Genomic DNA, 21,512 nt, shown 5'->3' with positions numbered 1-21,512 from the left:
CCCGGCCTCGCCAAGTCGAGGAGTGGGCATGGAGCAACTTTGCGACACGCATGGACAGGAAGAACGCGCGATTGCTCCGGTCGACTGGGAGGCCACGCAGCGCGCGCTGCTCCGCTACCTGCTGGCCCGCAGGCTCAGCCCTGACCTCGCCGAAGACATTGCACAGGAAACCCTCGCGCGCATTCTCGTGGTCGCGCGATCGCAGGCGATCAGCAGCGTCTACGCGCTTGCCTTCCGCATCGCCAGCAACCTGCTGGTCGATCATGTCCGCCTGGAAACCCGCAAGGCCCCGCCGCCCGACGAGGACTTCGTCTGCGACGCCCCGTCGCTGGATCGCATTCTCGATTCCCAAAGGGCCTTCGACGTCTTCCAGCGCTGCCTCAGCCGCATGCCGCACCTGCGGCGCGAGGTCCTCCTGCGCCGCCGTGTCCATCATGAAAGTTGCCGCAAGATCGGCGAGGACCTGACCTTGAGCAGCAAGGCCGTGGAGAAGCACATCACCCGAGCCCTTTGCGACTTGCGCCGCGCGATGAACCGCGAAGGCATCGACCTGACGGGATGGAACGGATGATGGCCCAGGGCAAAGCCGAAATCGAACAGCAGGCTGCCGGCTGGGTCGAGTGGATCCACGGCCACGTGCACGACACCGAGACGGCCGCGCGCTTCGATCGCTGGATCGAGGCCGACCCCCGCCACGTCGATGCCTTCGCGCACATGTCGGCGCTGTGGGAAGCAGGCGCGCTGACCCGGGCCTTGGCCACCTGCATGGCGCGCAACGACAACGAGGGAGCCGAGCCCCCGGCCCGCTCCGAGACGCAGGATCAGCCCGAAAGCACCGATCGCGAACAGACCCCGCGCGCCGCGCGCCCGCCTCGGCCCGGGCGCCTGGCGAACCTGACATTTCGGCCCAAGACCTGGGCCCGGGCTGTCGCCGGCCTGGCCGCAGCCCTTGTCCTCATGCTGGCCTATCCTGCCTTGCACGACCACTTCTTCGAGGACGTCGACTACGCGACGCGCATCGGCCAGTCCCGCCTCGTCGCGCTGCAGGACGGAACGCGCATCCGGCTCGGCGGGGCCACGCGTCTTCATGTCCGGATCACGCCCTGGTCGCGCCATGTCACGATGGCCCGCGGCCTTGCCTTCTTCGACGTCGCCCACGAACGCACGCGCACCTTCGCAGTCTCGGCAGGAGAAACGCGGGTCCAGGTTCTCGGCACCGCCTTCGATGTCGAATTGCTGGACGACGATGCGCAACAGGTGCGCGTCTATCGCGGACGGGTCCGGGTCGGCCACGCGGGCAATTCCTGGACCTTGCCCGCTGGCAGTGGACTGTTCGTGTCGGGCCAACTGGCGAAGCGCCTCACGGGGATTGAAGGCCAGGGGCCGGACTGGATGCAGGGTTGGTTCGATGCCCAGGACACGCCGCTGGCCCAGCTCCTGGAACGGATCAATCGCACCTCCCCGGTACCCGTAATGCTGGCGCATCCCGAATTGGGCGAATTGCGCATAAGCGGCCGATTGCGCTTGTCCTCGACGCAGGACGCCATCGACGTCATATGTGCGAGCCAGGGCTTGCGGCACTACCGCAAAGGCGGTGCGATCGTGCTGGCACGTTGAGACCAGCGTCAAACGACCGTCGCAAAATTTTATATTTATGTCATTAAAATAATTAGAAAAAATAGTGTCGGGTTTTTCGATTAAGGCCCGTCTTAGCTCCCGAACATCGTTCAATCGATTAGGGGCATATTTCATGTTTGGTAGATTTTCGCCGGGCGCCGATACTTCGGCGCTGGCTCTTGCGCTTGCCTGCCTTTCGGCGCCATTGGCACCTGCATCGTCCCACGCGGCACAGGCGCAGACGTACGATTTCGCCATTCCGGCACAGGGCCTCTCCGGAGCGTTGCGGCAGTTCTCGCGTGTTACCGGGCTCCAGATCGCGGCGCCCGCCGATGTCTTGCGGGGCCGGCTCAGCCCTGGCGTGTCGGGACGCATGAGCCGCGAGGAGGCGCTCACGCGCCTGATTGCCGGTGCCGGGGTCGAAACGCGCCGCCAGGGTTCGGCTATCATCGTCACGCAAAGCCCGGTCGCCAAGACCGCTCGAGCGCCGGTAGCAACCGCCCAGGGCGCGGCGCTTGCCCCCGAACCGAGCGAAATCGTCGTGACCGGCTACTTCGAAGCGGTGCAGGAATCGCTCGAAAAGAAGCGCAAGAGCGACGTTGTTTCCGACACGATCAGCGCCGACGACATGGGCAAGCTGCCCGCCAACAACGTTTCCGAAGCGCTGGCGCGCATGCCGGGCGTGAACGCGGTGCGCAGCGCCACCACCGGCGAAGGTGACCGCATCACCGTACGCGGCCTTTCGACCGAACTGAACAACTACTCGATCAACGGGGTGAGGCTGGGCGGCGCGGGCTCGCGCGACGACGTGTTCTACCGCGGCGTGCGTTTGTCGGTGCTGCCGCCCGACGGGATCAAGGAGATCACCGTCTACAAGACGCTGACCCCCGACCGCGACGGCGATGCGCTGGGCGGTTCGGTCGACATTTCCACGCCGACCGCCTTCGACCAGACGCCCAAGTACCTGCGCCTCTCGGCCGAAGGCGGGATGCTCGACAAGTTCGACCACCGCAAATCGGCGCAGATCTCGGCGGCGGCCTCGCGCCAGTTCTCCGACAGCTTCGGCGTCTTCGTCTCGGGCAGCTGGAGCCGACGCAAGTCGCAGTTCGAGCAGAACGGCGTCGATGGCGACAACCAGCCCGACACCTGGTACGAGGACAGCGAGACGCTGGGCTGGGATCCCAACCGCTTCGTGCTGCGGGGCATGGACCTGGGTTTCGGCGAAACCGAGGTCGAGCGCTGGGGCGTCAATTCGAGCATCGACTACCGCTCGGACAACCATGACCTCCACGTGCGCGGGCAGTACAACAAGTACCGCAAGACGGAATTTCTCAACCGGCTGAACTTCCGCAACGACACCGGCAAGAATTCGACGCGTCTGGTCCAGGTGGACAGCAACGACGCCAGCCTGACCCAGCCCGACGATACCGTCGTGGGCTACGACGATGATCTCGGCCGCATCTACGGGTATTCGACCGATCAGATCGTCGACCAGGACGGCGACGGGATCATCACCGACGCCGACCGCAAGACCAAGTCGTTCTACAGCCTCTACGGCGGATCGGGCACCTGGGACCCGCAAGGCTTCCGCCTGCGCCGCTTCTGGGAAGCGAGCAACGAATCGGGCAACCTGGCTTCGGCCAATGTCGGCGGCGTCTCGCGCCTGGGAACCGTCACGATCGACTACGACGTCTCCTATTCGCAATCCGAGGACAAGCTCGACGACGGCTACGAACTGGAGTTCCGCAGCGACAAGTACGGCTGGCTGGGCAACACCGGGGTCCTGTTCTCCTCCTCGGGCGATTCCCGCTTCCCCAAGTGGCTCCTGACCGACGCCGCGATGGAGGCGGTGCAGGACCCGGCGCAATACGCCTTCAGCGGCCTCTCGGGCGAGGTCGGCAACAGCCGCGAAAAGCTGTGGCAAGCGCAGTTCAACCTGACCTGGCGCCCGCAAGACAGCTGGCTCGAAGCGGTCAAGACCGGCGCCAAGTTCTACAATTCGCGCCGCCGCACTTATGAGGGTGAATTCCTCGACCTCGATGCCGACGGGACGATGGCCGACTTCTCGGCGCTCTTCGGCGATACCGTCACCAGCCTGTTCGGCGGCGCCTACTCGGGCCTCTACCAGCTTGGCACGACGATCGACAACGAAGCCATGCTCGCCGAACTGCAGCGTGCGGAATGCGGGGAAAGCAGCCTGTTCGACGGCTTTGCGGTCGACCCGGCGAACGCACAACTGTCGGACGAGGACAGCTTCCGGTTCGACGAGCGCGTGCTTTCCGGCTACGCCATGGCGACCGCGCGCTTTGGCGCTGCCCAGGTGATCGGCGGCCTGCGCGTGGAGCACACCCGCAACACCATCGAGGCCTGGAACATCGATCCGGTTCAGGGCGAGCGCTACACAACCGACCGCAGCAGCTTCACCAACGTCCTGCCCTCGATCCACGTCAACTACGATCTCGACACACGCACCAAGCTGCGCGGTGCGGTCTGGACCAGCTTCGCCCGCCCCGACATCGCGCGCATGAGTTCGGCGCGCGAGTACAGCTACGACCGCGATCCCGACGGCGACGGCCTCGAGAACGACACCAGCGAATGGATCCTGACCGGCATCGAGATGGGCAATCCCGATCTCAAGCCGCTGCGTTCGACCAACCTCGACATGTCGCTCGAGCACTACGCCGGGCGCACCGGGGCCTATTCGCTAGCGCTGTTCTACAAGCACATCGAGAATTTCCTGTTCCGCTCCTCGTCCAGCAACATCCGCGACGGAACCGCCGGCGCGAACGTCAACCCCGAGGGCGTCGCCATCACCATGCCCAACAACGGCAAATGGGCCGAAGTCTACGGCCTGGAAGTGAGCGCGCAGCAGCTCCTGCACTGGTTGCCCGGCGCGCTCGGCTCACTGGGTGTCGGCGGCAACCTTACCTTGCAGCGCTCAAAGGCGGTGACCGGTCTGTCCTGGCACCCCGAGGGCTACACCCTGCCCTTGATGGAAACCCCCGAGACGATCGCCAATCTCCAGCTGTTCTGGCAGCACAAGGGCTGGGAAATCTACGGCGCCTGGAACTACCAGTCGCGGTTCCTCGCCGGCATCAACGACTTCGGCAACGATCCCTACGAACAGGCCTATAGCTTCGTCGACCTGACCTTTCGCAAGACCTTCCTCGAGACCTCGTCGATCCAGCTCCAGGTGCAGAACCTCTTCGATTCCCACACCTACTGGCAGACGGTCTCGTCGGGCGACGGGGCGAGCCGCGCCTACATCAAGAACGGGCGCTCGATCTCGCTCGGCTTCAACGCCATTTTCTGAAGGCAGGACTTACCGACGATGAAGACGCTATCCACCGCCCTGCTCGCCGCCCTGCTTGCCGGAACCTGTGCCGCCATCCCGGCGGCACGGGCCCAGGAGCAGACCCCGCAACTGGCCCCCGCCACCGCGAGCCCCGAACGGATCATTCTCAATCTCACCGCCGACACCGCGCACGAAATGGCCGTCACCTGGCGCACCGCGCCCGGCCTTGCCGGGATCGTCGAATACGCCGTGGCGACGCCCGGCCCCGATTTCGTCCAGGCTCCGATGCGGCTCGAGGCGAAAAGCGAGGACGCGACGATCGCGACCGAGGAAGATCCCGAATTTCACGCCGCCTACCATTCGGCGGTCCTGAAAGGGCTCGTCCCCGACACCGTCTATGCCTATCGCGTGGGCGACGGCACGCGCTGGTCGGAGTGGTTCCAGTTCCGCACGGCCGCGCAGGAAGCCCGGCCCTTCCGCTTCCTCTATCTCGGCGACATGCAGAACCAGGTGCTCTCGCAAGCCTCGCGCACACTGCGCATGGGCTTTCGCACCGCGGGCGATGTCGCCTTCACGATCCATGCGGGCGATCTCATCAACCACCACAACTCCGACCGGGAATGGGGCGAGTGGTTCGCGGCGGGGGGCTTTCTCTATGCCCAGACCCCGCAGATGCCCACGCCCGGGAACCACGAATACGGCAAGGACGGCGCTGCCCGCGCCGGCTCCTCGGTGACCGGCCAGTGGCGCCACCAGTTCACGCTTCCCGAAAATGGCCCCACAGGCGTTCCCGAGGCGACCGAGACGCACTGGTACACCGACTACCAGGGGCTGCGGCTGATCTCGATCGACTCCCCCCAGCTCGACCGCAACGCCCAGGCGCGCGCGCAAACCATCGCCTGGCTCGCACAGCTCCTGAAGGACAATCCCAACCGCTGGACCGTCATCTTCCTGCACTTCCCGCTCTTTTCCAGCGATCCCGACCGCGACAATCCCAAGGTGCGCTCGGCCCTCAAGCCCCTGATCGACAGGTACAAGGTGGATCTGGTGCTCCAGGGGCACGATCACGGCTATGCCCGAGGTGCGGTGGGCCCCCAGGGCCCCGCCGCCGACGACGCCGGTGCGACGTACGTCGTCTCGGTCGCGGGCCCCAAGATGTATCCGGTCGGCAAGCTCGATTGGGCGCGCAAGACGGCCGAACGCACGCAGGCCTACCAGATCATCGACGTGGCCCCCGAGGAACTGCGCTACCGGGCCTACTCCGCAAACGGCGCGCTCCTCGACGAAGTTGCGCTTCGCAAGCCCTGAACCATGGCGCCGGGACCTGCCCTGACGCAGCTCCCGGCCTCCCGCACTGCCTTGAAGAAATCACCGCGCGGCGGCCGGCGTGAAGAGCAGGTCCTGATAGTCGAAACTGAAATCAGCGATCGGCGAGACCGGCCGGGCCGTGATCTGCGCGACACGGCCATCCGCATCGAGGTTGAAGGTCAGGAAGGCCGGTTCGATCCCCGCATCGTCGAATGTCGCGATGAACGTGTCGTATTGGTAATGGTGCAGCTTGCCGGTCATGCCCGGTGTCGTCGTGAAATCGACCGACAGGCCTTCTCCCGTAGGCACCACCTTGAGCGTTCCGTACCAGGGATCGGCATAACTGCCGGCATAGCGGCCAAGCGCCAGCGAGGGGCCGACTTTCGCGGGCGCCGCGCTCTTGCGCGCCACGGCCGCCTCAGCCTCGGCGATGCGGGTACGCCGGAATTCGCCGAAGCGGCGTGGCCAGTCCTGCCTTGGCCGGCCGATGTAATGATCGATCAGTTCGTACATCAGGCCCATGCGGGGCTCGGGTTCCTCGCTGTTGACGGTAATGGCAAAGCCCACGTCGCGCTCGGGCAGCATCACGACCACGCTGGTGAAACCGAACAGACCCCCGGCGTGCCAGACGAGGCGGGCCCCCTTGTAGTCGCGCACCTCCCATCCCAGCGCATAGGCATCGTAACCCGGCGTGATGCCCGCGATGGGCTCGGGCATCGCGGCGACCGGGATCGGGGTTACCGGCGCCCACATCTCCTTGCCGGCCGCCTCGCTGAACAGGCGCCCCGTGCCCTCGGGCAGCGCGCCGTGGGCGAGCTGGATCTGCAGCCAGCGGGCAAGGTCGTTGGCGCTGGCCGCCAGCAGGCCCGCCGGAGCCCCCGCCTGCCCGAGCCTGTCGCGCTCGTCGAGCCGCTTCATCGGCCCGGAGCCGCGCACTTTCTCGCCATAGCGGGCATGGGGCCGGGCGCGGTCGGGCGCCGACAGCTGGATCGCCATGTCGGCGGTGGCATCGGGCATGCCGGCGGGGGTGAAGACCTCGTCGCGCATGAAGTCCTCATAGCTCTGGCCACTGACCGCCTCGATCACCGCGCCCGCGACGATGTAGAGGATATTGTCGTAGGCATAGGCCGAACGGAAGCTGGTCGCGGGCTTGAGGAAGCGCAGCCGCTTGACGATCTCCAGGCGCGAGAGCGTGCCGCGCGGCACCATCAGCAGGTCCCCTGCCCCCAGACCCAGCCCGCTGCGGTGGACCAGCAGGTCGCGCACGGTCATCTCGCGCGTGACCCACGCATCGTACATGCGGAAATCGGGCAAGTGGTCGATCACCTTGTCGTCCCAGTTCAGCTTGCCGGCATCGACGAGCCTGGCCAGCGCGGCGCTGGTGAAGGCCTTGCCGGTGGAGCCGATCATGAAGAGGGTATCGGCATCCACCTTTTCGGGCGATCCCAGCGCGCGCACGCCAAACCCCTTGGCGAAGACGACTTCCCCCTTCTCGACGATCGCCACCGACATTCCCGGCGTGCCCGACGCCTTGCGGATCTCCTCGATGCGCGTGTCGAGGTTCGCCGGCGGGGCGGCAAGTGCGGGCGGCGCGGCAAGAAGCAGCGCGGCGCCCCACGCGGCGGCAAAACGACGTGTCACGTGGTGGTCTCCGAAAGAGAGGCTGGCCGAGGTCGAAAGAGGACGACCAGCAGCAGCGGGAGGACGTAAAGGGCGATCATGACCCAGGCGATCGTGGAATATCCTGAGCCGATCAGGGTCACCAGCCCGACCCGGTCCGCGATCAGCATGCAGGGCGCCAGGACGGCGAGCGCCAGCCCCGCGCGCCGCCACGGCCCCAGCACGAGGCCGGTGCGCGCGACGCGCTCGTTGACAGCGTGGATCGCGCCGGTGCCGCTCTCCAGCAAGGCGGCGAAGATCATGACCTGGAAGACGACGTGAAAGATCGGCACGCCGATCCGGCTCAGCATGTAGTCGGAGGGCAGGACTGCATCGGCGATGCCGGGCAGGTACGCGGTCATCGCGAGAAAGAAGATCAGCGCGGGAAGCATCGCCAGTGGCCCCGCCAGCGCGCCGGCCACCACGGCATCGCGCGCCTTGCGGAAATGGCGCGTCACCGGCAGGACGATGACGGCTCCGATGATGTTGTACCCGGCATAGATCACGCCGCCGCGTGCCCAGTCGCCCGAAGGGGCGGGAGCGGCGAGGAAGGCCTTGCCGATGCCGTCCCCCACCCGCGACAGGGCCAGCGCCGCGAACAGCGCATAGGTGGCGTAGAGCAGGATCGAGACCCCCACGAACATGCGCTCGACACCCCGGTTGCCGAAGGCCACGCAGCCGATGATCGCGACCATCAGCGCCAGCGTGCCCACAAGCACCGGCACCCCCAGCGTGGCCGCCACGATCGCCCCGGCCGCAGCGCCGAACACCGCCAGGATCAGCACGATGAACACCGCGTAGGTCAGCTCGAACAGGACCCAGCCCCGGCCCAGCAGCGCCTCGAAGAAGTGGCGGTAGTCCCGCGCGCCCAGAACGTGCGCAAACCAGAACGTCGCGGCCGCCACCAGCGACCAGATCGCCGTCGCCAGCGCCATCGCGGCCAACCCGCCCCAGGGGCCCGAAGGCAGGAAGAACTCGGCGATCTCGCGCCCGGTCGCATAGCCGCCGCCGATGATGACCGCCTTGAAGGCAAGGCCGGGCAGGAGGAAGCGGCGAAAGCGATCGGTGGCCCGGCTCACGCCTGCATCTCCATCACTGGCACGCGTCGAGCAAGCGCTCGAAAGCAAGGCCACCGCGCATCGGGTCCGCGGCGGGAAGCCCCAGCGCCTGCGACGTTTCCGCCAGGATCCGGGCGGCCTCCTCGCTCGTGAAGGCGGATGTATTGAGGCTGACCCCGGCGCAGCGGATCGCCGGATTGGTGAGCTTGCCCGCCAGGACGGTCTGCTCGATCACTTGCGCGATCGAGGGAACCGGATAGTGCGCATGGCCCAGTATCGCGGTGCGCCCCGGCTCGTGGCAGACCACGAAGAGATCGGGTTGACTGCCCAGCAGCAGTGCCAGCGAGACCGGCGCGTAGGCGGGGTGGAAGAGCGAGCCCTGCCCCTCGATCACGTCGATGTGGTCGGGGGCAGCGTCGGGGCTGATGAGTTCGGCCGCTCCCGCGGCGAAGTCGGCGACGACCGCGTCGAGCGCCAGCCCCACCCCCGCAATCATGATCCCGGTCTGGCCGCTCGCCCGGAAGCACGCATCGCGCCCCCGTCCGGCAAGACCCCGTGCGATGGCGAGCGCGGTATATTTCTTGCCCAGCGCGCAGTCGGTGCCCACCGTCAGGATACGGCGCCCGCTGCGCTTGCGGCCGCTCGCGATCGGCAGGCCCGCCGGCGGCGTGCGCACGTCGTGCAAGCGGCGGCCATGGCGCTGCGCCGCCTCGCGCAAGCGCGGAATATCGGCCAGGCGGACATGCATTCCGGCGACGAGATCGAGCCCCGCTTCGAGCGCCTCGAGCAAGGCGGGCATCCAGCCCTGCGGAATGATCCCGCCCTGGTTGGCGACGCCGATCACCATGGCGCGCGCCCCGCCCAGCGCCGCCTCCCGAGGCGTGAGACGCGGCAGGCCGGTGCTGACGCTCGCCTCGGGCAAGGCATATTCGCCGATGCAGCGCTCCCCCGCCCAGTCGCGCAGGCCGAATGCGGTCTTTGCAAAGCCCGCGACGGTGGTGTCGCCCAGGAACAGGAGATAGGGCGCGGGAAGCACATGCGTGAGCCCCGGAGGCGCGTCGGGAGCCGCGCTGGACGCGGTGTCAGGCGTCAGGTCGGACGCAGGGTCGGACGCAGGGTCGGACATTGTCGAATTCACCATGTCGCCGTGAACTCAGAGCTTGGCATCGAGCGTCACGCCAAAGCTGCGCGGCCGGATCACGCCGATCCCCGCCGCCCCTTCGGGATAGGCCCCCGAATAGTCCGCGCTGACCACGCCCTGGCTGTTGCCCAGGTTCTTCGCATAGAGGCCGAGCGAGACCCGCTCGAAATCGATGCCCGCGCGCACGTCGACCACCTCGTAGCCGGGCAGTGTCATCTGGCGCGCATACGTCGCCAGGTAGGAGGGATCGTAATTGCCGCTCTGGCGGCTTATCATGCGGATCGATCCTCCGACGTAGGCCGAGGCCCCGCCCCCCAGCGACCATTCGTAATCGCCATTCACGCTCACGCTCCACTTGGGAACGAACGGAAGGGCATCGCCCTTGCTCCCGCCCACCAGCAGCGGGTCGGTGTCCGCCGTCAGGCGGGCATGGGTATAGGCCCCGTTGAGCGCAAAGGTAAGCCCGCGTTCCGGACGAAGGCTGGCGCTGAATTCGACCCCGTCGCTCTTGGCGGTGCCGCCATTGGTGTTGACGCCATAGTCGTTGACCACGGCAAGCAACTGGATGTCCTTCCAGTCGATGTGGAAGGCGGCGACATCGATGGCGAACGTGCGATCCGCCGTTTCGGCCTTCACGCCCAGTTCGTAGCTGACGAGCGAGTCCGAGGCGTACGTGGCCGGAGTGCCCTGCGGCGCGCCCGGGGGAACGAGGTTCGGCCCACCGGGGCGGAAACCCTTGGCAACGCGCGCGTAGATCGAGGTGGTCTGGGCCAGCTTGAGCTTGGGGGCGACCGACCAGGTGAAGACGTCCTCCTTCGAGGAGGCGCTCAGCGCGTCCGCCGCGAGGAGACCTTCACCGCCCTGCTCCGCACTCTGGTCGTTGTGGCTGTAGCGCCCGCCGAACGTGAGGTCGAACCGGTCGCCCAGGTGCAGCGTTCCATTCGCGAAGCCCGCAAATTCTTCGTAGCGCGAGGTCAGGAAGATGTCGGCCAGCAGCGGGAAGCCGGTCATCGGCGTGGTCGTACCCGCGTCGTAGACGTCGAGGCGCTGGAGGATCGCGCCCTTTTCGTGGTTGTAGTAGCCGCCCACCATCCATTCGAACAAGCCTTCGCCCCGGGAAGACAGGCGCAATTCCTGGGTCACGCGCTCGACGTTGGTCTGCTGCGTCAGGCCGATATCGGCGGCGGCCGTGCCGGTGACCGGGTCGTAGAGCCCGAGCAGCGACCCGTAGGCCACCGTATAGTCGTCGCGCAGATGTTCTTTCAGCGTGCTGTAGCTCGTCGTCGAAACGAGGTCCGCAAAGCCGAGATCCAGGTTCACCGTGCCGTTGTAGAGGCGATAGGCGATATCGGTGTATTCGGGCACGAACTGCGACTGGGTCAGCTGCCCGTAAAGCGGGGAGAGCCGGGCGGGATCCGCCTCCACCACGCTGGCCGCGTCGCTGTCGAGGTTCTGGAGAATGGCGGTCAGGCGCACCGAAAAGCCCGCGCTCGGCTTGTAGAGCGCCGAGATACGCCCACCATAGCTCAGCGTATCGTTGATGTTGCGGGCCATGTCCGATCCGCCGGTGCCGATCGAATCGATGAAACCGCCGTAGCTGCGATAGAAACCCGAGGCGCGCACCGCGAGGTCCTGCGACAGCGGAACGTTCACCATGGCAGACCCCATGTAGGAGGCCTTGCCGCCATCGGTCGTCTCGACGCTGCCGCGCGCTCGCGCGGCAAGGCCCTCGGTCTGCGGCTCGGTGGTGACGAACTTCATCACCCCACCCAGCGAACTGGCGCCATAGAGCGTGCCTTGCGGTCCGCGCAGGACCTCGATCCGCGCAACGTCGAAGGTGTCGAGTTCGCCCGAGAGGATCGCCGAATTGACCAGTCCGCTCGACGAGCCGAAGGGCGTCTCGTCGACATAGGTGGCGACAGTGGCGGTGGCGCCCCCGGTGTTGATGCCGCGCAGGACGACGCGCGCCTCGCCGGGATTGCTCTGCGAAACCTGCAGTCCGGGAACGAGCTTGAGGTAGTCCTGGAAGGTCAGCGCGGAATTGCGCTCGAGTGCGGCCCCCGTCACGACCGACACCGACTGGGGAACATCAACGAGGGTCTGCGCGCGCTTTTGCGCGGTGACGATGATCTCGGAAGGATCCTCGCTGGTGCCTGCATCGCCCTCTGCGCGGGCAACCCCCGAGGCCAGCAGCGCCGCAACGCTGCACGACACCGTCATTGCGAGCCGAACCGTCTTCATTTCCTGTGTCCCCCTAAACCCTGGTGTCCCTGCACGGCCGAACCGGCGCAAAATATCTTATTTGGAAATCTATTGTCCTAATCAGAAAATTGTCAAACGGATTCGAGAAAATCGCGCGCGCGGCGATCGATCGCCGTCAGCAGAAGGGCCGAGACGCCCGCGAGGCCTGCCAGCGCAAGGAAGTAGACCGCCTGCGGCAGGGCGCTCCAGAGCGTGCCGACAAGCCCCGCAAAGAGGCTTCCCGCGAACGTCGCGAGATACCAGGCGGCCACCGTCGTCGCCCTCAGTCCCTCCGGCGCCAGGCGCGCGAACAGGCCAAGTCCGGTGGGCAGGATGAAGAGTTCACCCAGCGTCAGGATGCCGAAGAAGAGGACCAGCCAGAGCCAGCTCGCCCCGCTTCCCAGCGACGCGACGGCGGCCAGCAGGAGATAGGCGCCCGCCACGATCAGCGCCCCCCGGGCCATGCGCGCGAGGGGGCGCTGTACGCGTCCTTCCTCGGCGCGGCGGCGCCAGAAAGCGAGCAGGGAGGGGGTCATCGCCATGACCAGCAAGGGGTTGAGCGACTGGAACCAGGTCATCGGAATGGTCCACCCGCCAAGGTCGCGATCGACCCCGCTCTCGGCCCAGAGCGCGACGGTATTGCCCACTTGCTCGTAGGCCCCGCGAAACACGGTGACCGACAGCGCGATGCAGGCAAGCAGGAGCGCGGTGGAGCGGGCCAGGCGGCGCCCGCCTGCCGCACCGGCGCCTTCGCGCACGACGGTCCGGCGGGCCTGTTCGGGCAGATGGCGCTGCCCCCACAGGTAGATGCCAAGCCCCAGCACCATGCCGATCCCGGCCGCTCCAAAGCCCCAGTGCCATCCGTAGACCTCACCCAGCGTCCCGCAGATCAGCGGCGCGAGGAAGCCGCCGATGTTCACACCCACGTAGTAGACGTTGTAGGCCCATCCCACACGCGGATCGCCCGGCTCGTAGAGGTCATCGATCTGGCTCGGCAGGCTGGGCAGGAACAGGCCGTTGCCCAGCGCGATGGTGGCAAGCGCGGGATAGAACAAGGGCTCGAAGGTCATCATGAAATGGCCCAGCGCCATGATCGAACCGCCCAGGACGATCGCCCGCCGCTTGCCGAGATACCGATCCGCGACCACCCCGCCCACGATCGGCGTGAAGTAGGCACAGGCGGTATAGACCCCGTAGATGATCGAGGCCTTCTCCTGGGCCAGCAGCAATTCGCGGGTCATGTAGTAGACCAGCAGCGCGCGCATGCCGTAGTAGGAAAACTGCTCCCACATGTTGGTGAGGAACAGCACCGTCAGGCCGCGCGGCTGACCGAACCATGTGCCCGCAGCGCGCGTGGTCATGCCGCCCCCGTGCCCCAGACCTCGTCGCCCGCGAACAGGGTTCCCTCCGCATATGTCACCGAGGGGCGGCGGTCCTCCTTCAGGAACGTCGGCCCATCGAGATCGACGTAGTCGGCGAACTGGCCCAGCACGAAGCCGGGCGCGGTGGAAAGACTGGTGCCGACCATGGTCCCGACCATGACCCCGAGGCCAAGCCGACGCGCCTGCGCAACCATCAGCAGCCCCTCGGTTAGCCCCCCGCACTTGTCGAGCTTGATGTTGACGATGTCGAAACGTCCCTTCGCGCTGGCCAGGTCGGCCAGGCTGAGCAGGCTCTCGTCCCCCGCGATCGGCACGCGCGCGGCGAAGCCCTCCAGTTGCGCCTCGCAGCCGCGCGCAAGCGGTTGTTCCAGCAGCGCAACGTCGCTTTGCGCGAGCCCGTCCACCAGCGCATCGAGATCGGCGCGCGCAAAGCCCTGATTGCCGTCCACGCCAAGCCAGACGTCGGGCCGCGCCGCGCGGATGGCGGCGACGCGGGCGAGGTCGAGTTCAAGCTCCCCGGTCAGCTTGATCTTGATCGCGCGCGCGCCGAAGTAGCCGCGCGCCTTGGCCGCCATCGCCTCGGGCGTGTCGGCGCCCAGCGTGAAAGTGGTGACGATCGGCACGGGGGCCTGCGTCAGCCCGGCCAAGGCCCAGACGGGCTTGCCGGCGCGCGCGGCTTCCAGATCCCACAGCGCGGCATCAAGAGCGTTGCGCGCGCCGCCGGGAGGCAGGATCGCGCGCAGGTCCTCGCGGCTGGGACCCGCTTCGATCGCCGCGCGCGCGCCCTCGATCGCGGCGCGCATGTGCGCGAGGTCATCGCCCAGGTAATAGACCCCGGCCGCCTCGCCCCGCCCCCGAAACGTGCCATCGTCAAGCGTGGCAACAAGCACGTCGGCGGTTTCGAAGACATAGCCCGAGATCCGGAACGGTTCGGCAAGACGCAGCGTCTCGGTGGTGACCTCAAGGCGAAGCATCAGTACATCACCGAGGGCACGAGGAGGTGGAAGACCAGCGCCACGTAAAGCGGCACCAACGCGGCCAGCACGACCAGCCCGCTCCAGCTTCTCGCCAGCCAACCGCGTCCGTCGCGCCAGGTCAGTGCCGCGTTCCACACCGCCACCACGACCATGCCGACGAAGGCAAGGCCGCTCGCGCCCTTCAGGAACCAGAGCAGGCCATCGCTCGCCGCGCTGAGCACCGAGAGGTTGGAAAACGCGCTGATGATGAACGCGGTCCATCCCCCCGCCGCGGCCAGGGTCAGCAAGGCGCCGAGGCGCGTGGCGCGATAGGCCGTGCGCGCCTTGCCCTCGACCTTGAGCGGTGCACCGAAGCGCCAGCGCGCGAAGGCGCTCACCGGCCAGGACAGGAAGGTCAGGAGCAGGATCGCCAGGCTCGCGTAGATCGCCGGCAGCAACCAGGCCGACGAGCGCCACACGGAAACGCGGTCGAACACGGTGAAGGGCGCAACGAGATCGAAGCTCCAGCGCACCACACGGCCATCCACGACTTGCGCGGCCAGCCGGTCGTGTCCGCCGCGCTCGTGCCAGACGAAGGGTTCGACCTCGTCCCAGGTCTCCACGCCGCCGCCCGGCGAGGTCAGCGCCGGCACGCGCAGGCCCCCGTCCTTGTCGACACCGACTTCGGTCTGGTCGAACAGGTTGAGGATGTCCACGAAGTTGGAATGGCCGCGACGGCTCGAATCCCACAGCCCCGAGATCATCCGGGCGTGCGCGGCGGCCGTGCTGGCATCCACCTTCTTCGCGCTTGCCGGCGCGAGTGCCGGGAAATAGCGGTCCGCGAAATCCTGGAACAGCTGCTGGCGCACGGTATGGGCGCCGCCCTCCTTGCCCGCGCTGTTGAACGAGACGTAGAAGCCCACGCCTTCCTTGCGGAACAGGTGCAGGGAGGTGTGGAAGTTGTTCGTGTCACCCAGGTGCGCGATGACGTCGCGTCCGTTGATATTGGTCTCGAAGAAGCCCAGTTCCATGCGGTTGAGCGGCGGCACCAGCGAGGCGGGGTTCACCTTGGCGAGCGGACTGTCGTGCATCATCGCCGCGGTTTGCGGCCTCAGCAGGCCCCGGCCATTTTCAAGATGCGCGATCATGAACTTGGCCATGTCCAGCCCGGAGGCGGAGAGCGAACCCGCCGGTGCCGGAATGACCACCTCGAACGGCTGCGCGTCTTGCGACGCGCGCGGATAGCCCGTCGCCACGAGCGGCTTGAGGTTTGCCGGAAGCGGCTGCCGGAAGCTTGCCGTCGTCATGTCGAGCGGCCTGAAGATATGCGCCTCGACGTAGGCGTCGAAGGACATCCCCGACGTCCGCTCGACCACGTAACCCGCGAGCGACGTGGCCCAGTTCGAATAGGCCGGTGTCGTTCCCGCATCGAAGATCCGCGTCGGCGTCCAGCGCTTCAGATACGTCCCGAGCGGGATCAGCCCGTCCTGCCTGTCGGTGATGAGGTCCTTCATCGCCTCCTCGAACCCGGCGGTATGCGTCATGATCTGCTGCATGGTGATGGGCTGGCCGTTGCGCGGCGGAATCGTGAAATCGAGGTAGGTGTTGACGTCCGCGTCGAGGTCGATCTTGCCCGCTTCGACCTGCTGCATCACCGCGGTCCAGGTCACCAGCTTGGAAACCGAGCCGGGGCGAAACAGCGTCGTGGCGGGATCGACCGGCGTGCGTTTGACGATATCGGCATACCCATAGCCGCGCGCCGCCACGATCTGCCCGTCCTTGACCACGGTCACCACCGCACCGGCGATGTCCTTGCTGTGAAGCGCAAAGGGCATGTAGCCATCGAGCCAGGCATCCACGTCGGCCGCCTCGAGCGCGTGTGCCCCCGCCGGGGTGGACGGCGGCAAGACGATCCGCGCGGCGCCGGGCGCGGGCGCCTCGGCGGCGCTGGCGGCGTCGGCGCGCGGCGGTCCGCTGCCCTCCGGCGCCTGCGCCAGGCCTATCGAACCGCCAGCGGCCAGCGTGGCGATCAGGCCCGCTGCGAGTAATCCCTTCGTACGTCCACGGGTCATTGCCCCACCCCTTTCGCATCCCCGTTGCGCCCGACACGATGCATCGATACAGTTGGGGAAAGATTTTCTGATTGGGACAACAATATCCCTAATGGAAATTTCGTCAATGGGCTGAAAGGAATCCAGTTTGTCCGATGTGCCGCCGACCCTGGGAGCCTTGCTGCGCGGCTTGCGCGCGCGCGAGGGATGGACGCTGAAGGAAATGAGCGCGCGCAGCGGAATTCCGGTCTCCACCCTGTCCAAGGTCGAGCATGACCGGCTGACGCTGACTTACGACAAGCTCCAGTTGCTGGGGCAACGGCTGGGCATGCGCATGTCCGAGCTCTTCGCGGAGGACGGCGAGGATACCGCCCAGCCCGTGACCGCGCGGCGCAGCATCGGCGACATCGCGCATTCGGTCCGCGTCGAGACCGACAACTACGATTACTACTATCTGTGCACCGAATTGCGCCGCAAGCGGATGGTCCCGGTGATCACCAAGATCCGCGCGCGCTCCGCCGAGCAGTTCGGCGATCTGGTGCGCCATTCGGGCGAGGAGTTCGTCTACGTCCTGAGTGGCCGGATCGTGGTGGAAACCGAATTCTACGACCCCATCACGCTCGAGGCCGGACAATCGCTCTACATCGATTCGAGCATGGGCCACGCCTATCTCGCGGCGCAAGGCTGCGAGGAAGCCGAGGTGCTTGGCGTCATGTCCAGCTCGGACGAGACGCTGATGGAGGCCATGCTCCATATCCACGAAGAGCAGCGCCAGCAGGGGGCGCCCTCGCGATCCGCAAGCACGGCAAAGGCAAAGGCGAAGTGATGCGCAAGGCCCCGTTCCTGTTCCCGGCGCTGCTCTCGGGCGTGCTGCTGGCCTCGACGTCGCTGGCCCCGGCCGCCGCCAAGACGGACGCGTCGGGTGCGCCCGGAACGCCGGGCGTCACCGACTACGCCGCGCGCGTCGAACGCGCGCTCAAGGCGACACCCTTGATCGATGGCCATAACGACTGGCCCGAGATGCTGCGCGAAACCGAAGGCGATGCCCGCTGGACGATCGACTTGCGCGACCTGTCGGCCAGCCCGGCGCACTACAACACCGACATTGCCCGCCTGCGCCGGGGCCGGGTCGGGGGGCAGTTCTGGTCGGTCTGGGTCTCGCCCGATCTGCCGGGCGACAAGCAGGTGGTCGAAACGCTCGAACAGATCGATCTGGTGCGCTCGATCGTGGCGCGCTATCCCGAGACCTTCGCGCTCGCCCGCACCGCCGCCGACGTGCGCAAGGCCCATGCGGCGGGCCGCATCGCCTCGATGATCGGGGTCGAGGGCGGTGGCCAGATCGACAACAGCCTCTCGGTCCTGCGCGCCTATGCCGCGCTTGGCGCGGGCTACCTGACGCTTACCCATTCGCGCAACATCGCCTGGGCGGATTCGGCGACCGACAACCCCGAGCACAACGGCCTGACACCTTTCGGCAAGGATGTGGTGCGCGAACTCAACCGGCTCGGCATGCTGGTCGACGTCAGCCACGTGAGCGAGGCGGTGATGCGCGATGCCATCGCCACGTCCAAGGCGCCGGTGATCTTCTCGCATTCGAGTGCCCGCGCGATCAACGACCACCCCCGCAACGTCTCCGACGACGTGCTGCGCCTGATCGCCGCGCACGGCGGCGTGGTCATGGTCAACTACGCCTCGCTCTACGTTTCGGACGCCTATCGGCACTGGTCGGCGGATGCGGACGCGGAGAAGATCCGCCTCAACGCGCCTCCCTATGGCGGGCTGGACATCGGGCAGCCCGAAAAGGCTGCGCGCGATTACGCCGCATGGCTCGAAGCGCACCCCAAGCCCCAGGTCCAGCTTGGCGAAGTGGCCGATCATATCGCGCACATCGTGGAGGTTGCCGGGATCGAGCATGTCGGCATCGGTTCGGACTACGACGGCGTGGGCAACGAGCTTCCGATCGGGCTCGGCGATGTCTCGACTTATCCGGCGCTCCTGGGCGAACTGATGCGCCGGGGCTGGAGCGATGCGGACATCGCCAAACTGGCCGGAGGCAACGTGCTGCGCGTAATGGAAGCCGCCGAACGTGTCGCCGCTGCCGGGGACACATGACGGATACAAGATATAAAGATATCTTTATATCCTTCTTGACAGGCGCGCGCAGCTGGTGTTGAAGCAACCTGTCGAGGTTCCCCGCCTCAGGCATGACGGCGGGGCTAAGACGGGAAGCCGGTGGTGCCCCCTGGGGCAGAATCCGGCGCTGCCCCCGCAACTGTAAGCGGTGAGTGGTGGCTCCATTTCGTGTCACTGGGCCTTTGCAAAAGGCGCGGGAAGGCCGGAGCCGCCATGACGACCCGCAAGCCAGGAGACCTGCCTTCGACGCATGACGTTCCTCGGACGGGGGTTCCTCCGGTGGATCGCGCTTGAAGCAAGGCCCGTGGCGTCAGCGCCATTCGGGTCTTTCGTGGTCTTGCGCGCTCCTTCTTCGGCCCTCCCGCCCGCCAGATGCAGGTAAACCGGCCGATGCTCTTCCTTCCGATGCCCACCGCCCCGCAGCGACGAATGCGCCCGCGCGCCGTGCGGCGGGGTATTCTCCCCGCCTGACGCGGCGCGCGTCCCCACCCCAGCACGTCTCCATCCCTCCGGACGGACCGACCTTTCGCATGGCCGGCCCGAAGGCGCCGTCGTGCGCCCTCGATCCGGCCCAATCAGGATTTCACACCGTGATTGATGAAGCTCTCGAATTCCGCATCAAGACCATCCCTTTCGACGAAGACTATCGGCCCGCGCAGGCGACGCGTCTCACCACCAACTTCGCCAATCTCGCGCGCGGAGCGAAGCGACGCGAAAACTTGCGCAAGACGCTGAAGATGATCGACAATCGCTTCAATGCGCTCGCCCATTGGGACAATCCCGAGGCGGCCCGCTACGCGCTGGCGACGCGGATCGTCTCGGTCGAGATCGCGGGCCTTCCCATCTTCGAGGGCAAGGCTCTTCCCATCATGGAGCTGCTGAGCACGCAGATCCGCGACACCGCCAGCGGCACCTGCCTGGAGGGCATCACCGGAAACAGCTTCTCGTCCTATGTGCGCGACTACGATTTCAGCATCCTGCTTCCCCGGCTCGCGGCGAGCGGGACCGGACGCGAGGGCTCAGAGGATTTCGGCGCCTTGCATGGAACCCTCTTCCAACGCTTCGTCCAGTCGCGCAGCTACACCGAAGCGTTCGCCAAGCCGCCGGTGATCTGCCTCAGCGCCTCGACCAGCCAGACCTATCGCCGGACGGGAAATCGCCACCCGGTGCTGGGCGTCGAATACCGCCAGGACGAACTCTCCCGCACGGACCGCTATTTCGCGAAGATGGGCCTTGGCGCGCGTTTCTTCATGCCCGAAGGCAGCGTTGCGCCCCTCGCCTTCTACGTCCGGGGCGACCTGGCGAGCGACTACACCCCTCTCGAACTGATCGGCGCCATCGCCACGATGGAGACCTTCCAGAAGATCTACCGCCCCGAGATCTACAACGCCAACGCGGCGGCGGGCGCGTGCTTCCGGCCCAGCCTGTCGCACACGGACTATTCCTCGACCCGGATCGACTACGACCGCGAGGAGCGCAGCCACCTTGGCCTCGCGCAAGGCCGGTTCGCCGAAGAGCACTTCATCAAACCCTTCCAGGCGCTCCTTGAACAGCGCCCGGGCCCCTGCGCGCCATGACCCATCACCATACGAGGCATTCCGACATGACCAGACTTCTCCCCACCTCGACCGCGGGCAGCCTGCCCAAGCCCTCCTGGCTCGCCGAGCCCGAAACGCTTTGGTCCCCCTGGAAGCTGGAGGGCGACGAACTTGCCGAGGCGCGGCGGGACGCCTTGCGGCTCGCCCTCGACGAACAGCGCCGGGCCAGCATCGACATCGTGAGCGATGGCGAACAGACGCGCCAGCATTTCGTCACCACCTTCCTCGAGCACCTGAGCGGCGTCGACTTCGCCAGACGCGCGCAGGTCAGGATCCGCGATCGCTACGAGGCGAGCGTGCCCACGGTCGTCGGCGCGGTGGCGCGTCCCGCGCCGGTCTTTGCGCGGGATGCACGGTACTTGCGCGCGCTGACCGACCAGCCGATCAAGTGGGCCCTGCCCGGCCCGATGACGATGGTCGATACGCTGCACGACGCGCACTACCGCAGCCGCGAGAAGCTGGCCTGGGAATTCGCCGCGATCCTCAATCAGGAAGCCCGCGATCTCGAAGCCGCCGGGGTCGACATCATCCAGTTCGACGAGCCCGCCTTCAACGTCTTCTTCGACGAGGTCAATGACTGGGGCGTGGCCGCGCTCGAACGCGCGATCGAGGGCCTGAGCTGCGAGACCGCCGTGCACATCTGCTATGGCTACGGCATCAAGGCCAATACCGACTGGAAGCAGACGCTGGGTCGCGAATGGCGGCAATACGAGGAGAGCTTCCCCAGGCTGCAGGCCTCCCGGCTCGATATCGTTTCGCTCGAATGCCACAACGCGCACGTGCCGATCGACCTGCTCGAGCTCGTTCGCGGCAAGAAGGTGATGGTGGGCGCGATCGACGTGGCCTCCCACACGATCGAGACGCCCGAGGAAGTCGCCCGCACCTTGCGCGCGGCGCTGCGCTTCGTCGATGCCGACAAGCTCTATCCCTCCACCAATTGCGGCATGGCGCCCTTGCCGCGCCACGTCGCGCGAGCGAAGCTCGCCGCGCTGGCCGCGGGCGCGGCGATCGTGCGCAGCGAACTCGCCGACTAGCGCGGTCTGCGATCAGATTGCATCCGATCGACCGCTCCA

General features: G+C 66.8%; 15 protein-coding genes and 1 riboswitch. Of the genes, 8 read left to right on the top strand and 7 right to left on the bottom strand.

Translation table 11 applies throughout. The features are described 5' to 3' along the window. Positions 1–28: 28 nt before the first annotated feature. The 4 genes from HT136_RS12980 to HT136_RS12965 all read left to right on the top strand — a co-directional run bounded on the left by HT136_RS12980 (position 29) and on the right by HT136_RS12965 (position 6,220). Positions 29–571 (top strand): RNA polymerase sigma factor, encoded by a 543-nt coding sequence (locus HT136_RS12980; RefSeq protein WP_214200192.1) that lies wholly within the window; start codon positions 29–31, stop codon positions 569–571. Beyond that, complete coding sequence (locus HT136_RS12975) at positions 559–1,617, top strand: FecR family protein (protein ID WP_214200191.1); 1,059 nt, start codon at positions 559–561, stop codon at positions 1,615–1,617. Before HT136_RS12980 ends, HT136_RS12975 begins: the two co-directional genes overlap by 13 nt. A 133-nt stretch (positions 1,618–1,750) precedes the next feature. Continuing rightward, on the top strand, positions 1,751–4,930 hold the full coding sequence (locus HT136_RS12970) for a TonB-dependent receptor (protein WP_214200190.1): 3,180 nt from the start codon (positions 1,751–1,753) through the stop codon (positions 4,928–4,930). Positions 4,931–4,948: 18 nt separating this feature from the next. Continuing rightward, positions 4,949–6,220 (top strand): purple acid phosphatase family protein, encoded by a 1,272-nt coding sequence (locus tag HT136_RS12965; RefSeq protein WP_214200189.1) that lies wholly within the window; start codon positions 4,949–4,951, stop codon positions 6,218–6,220. A 60-nt stretch (positions 6,221–6,280) separates the two neighbouring features. On the opposite strand, the gene HT136_RS12960 is transcribed toward HT136_RS12965, so the two are convergent. From HT136_RS12960 to HT136_RS12930, 7 genes are all read right to left on the bottom strand, one after another. Next, positions 6,281–7,861, bottom strand: coding sequence for a serine hydrolase (locus tag HT136_RS12960; protein ID WP_343222180.1), 1,581 nt, complete (start codon positions 7,859–7,861; stop codon positions 6,281–6,283). Then, the gene (locus HT136_RS12955) at positions 7,858–8,958 is read right to left on the bottom strand and encodes a YkvI family membrane protein (RefSeq protein WP_214200188.1); all 1,101 of its coding nucleotides are present in this window, start codon (positions 8,956–8,958) and stop codon (positions 7,858–7,860) included. The genes HT136_RS12960 and HT136_RS12955 overlap by 4 nt, the downstream gene beginning before the upstream one ends. 13 nt (positions 8,959–8,971) lie before the next feature. Beyond that, positions 8,972–10,063 carry an N-acetyltransferase DgcN family protein gene (locus HT136_RS12950; RefSeq protein ID WP_214200187.1) on the bottom strand — a complete coding sequence of 364 codons (1,092 nt, stop codon included), beginning with the start codon at positions 10,061–10,063 and terminating at the stop codon, positions 8,972–8,974. 27 nt (positions 10,064–10,090) lie between these two features. Beyond that, the gene (locus HT136_RS12945) at positions 10,091–12,319 is read right to left on the bottom strand and encodes a TonB-dependent receptor (protein ID WP_214200186.1); all 2,229 of its coding nucleotides are present in this window, start codon (positions 12,317–12,319) and stop codon (positions 10,091–10,093) included. A gap of 92 nt (positions 12,320–12,411) precedes the next feature. Continuing rightward, positions 12,412–13,680, bottom strand: a complete 1,269-nt coding sequence (locus tag HT136_RS12940; RefSeq protein ID WP_214200185.1) for a peptide MFS transporter — start codon at positions 13,678–13,680, stop codon at positions 12,412–12,414. Then, positions 13,677–14,675 carry a dipeptide epimerase gene (locus tag HT136_RS12935; RefSeq protein ID WP_214200184.1) on the bottom strand — a complete coding sequence of 333 codons (999 nt, stop codon included), beginning with the start codon at positions 14,673–14,675 and terminating at the stop codon, positions 13,677–13,679. Before HT136_RS12935 ends, HT136_RS12940 begins: the two co-directional genes overlap by 4 nt. Further along, positions 14,675–16,729, bottom strand: a complete 2,055-nt coding sequence (locus tag HT136_RS12930; protein ID WP_214200183.1) for a serine hydrolase domain-containing protein — start codon at positions 16,727–16,729, stop codon at positions 14,675–14,677. The genes HT136_RS12935 and HT136_RS12930 overlap by 1 nt, the downstream gene beginning before the upstream one ends. Before the next feature lie 127 nt (positions 16,730–16,856). On the opposite strand from HT136_RS12930, the gene HT136_RS12925 reads away from it, so the two are divergent. From HT136_RS12925 to HT136_RS12910, 4 genes are all read left to right on the top strand, one after another. Continuing rightward, positions 16,857–17,534: a helix-turn-helix domain-containing protein gene (locus tag HT136_RS12925; RefSeq protein ID WP_214200182.1), complete on the top strand. Its 678-nt coding sequence runs from the start codon at positions 16,857–16,859 to the stop codon at positions 17,532–17,534. Further along, positions 17,534–18,820 carry a dipeptidase gene (locus tag HT136_RS12920; protein WP_214200181.1) on the top strand — a complete coding sequence of 429 codons (1,287 nt, stop codon included), beginning with the start codon at positions 17,534–17,536 and terminating at the stop codon, positions 18,818–18,820. The genes HT136_RS12925 and HT136_RS12920 overlap by 1 nt, the downstream gene beginning before the upstream one ends. Positions 18,821–18,878: 58 nt before the next feature. After that, positions 18,879–19,100, top strand: a riboswitch (cobalamin riboswitch). A 331-nt stretch (positions 19,101–19,431) separates the two neighbouring features. After that, positions 19,432–20,418, top strand: a complete 987-nt coding sequence (locus tag HT136_RS12915; RefSeq protein WP_343222179.1) for a putative oxygenase MesX — start codon at positions 19,432–19,434, stop codon at positions 20,416–20,418. A gap of 26 nt (positions 20,419–20,444) precedes the next feature. Next, positions 20,445–21,473 carry a methionine synthase gene (locus HT136_RS12910; protein ID WP_214200179.1) on the top strand — a complete coding sequence of 343 codons (1,029 nt, stop codon included), beginning with the start codon at positions 20,445–20,447 and terminating at the stop codon, positions 21,471–21,473. Positions 21,474–21,512: the final 39 nt, after the last annotated feature.

Source organism: Novosphingobium profundi, assembly GCF_018491765.1.
GTDB lineage: Bacteria > Pseudomonadota > Alphaproteobacteria > Sphingomonadales > Sphingomonadaceae > Novosphingobium > Novosphingobium profundi.
This window is presented reverse-complemented; position numbering and strand designations above follow the sequence as displayed.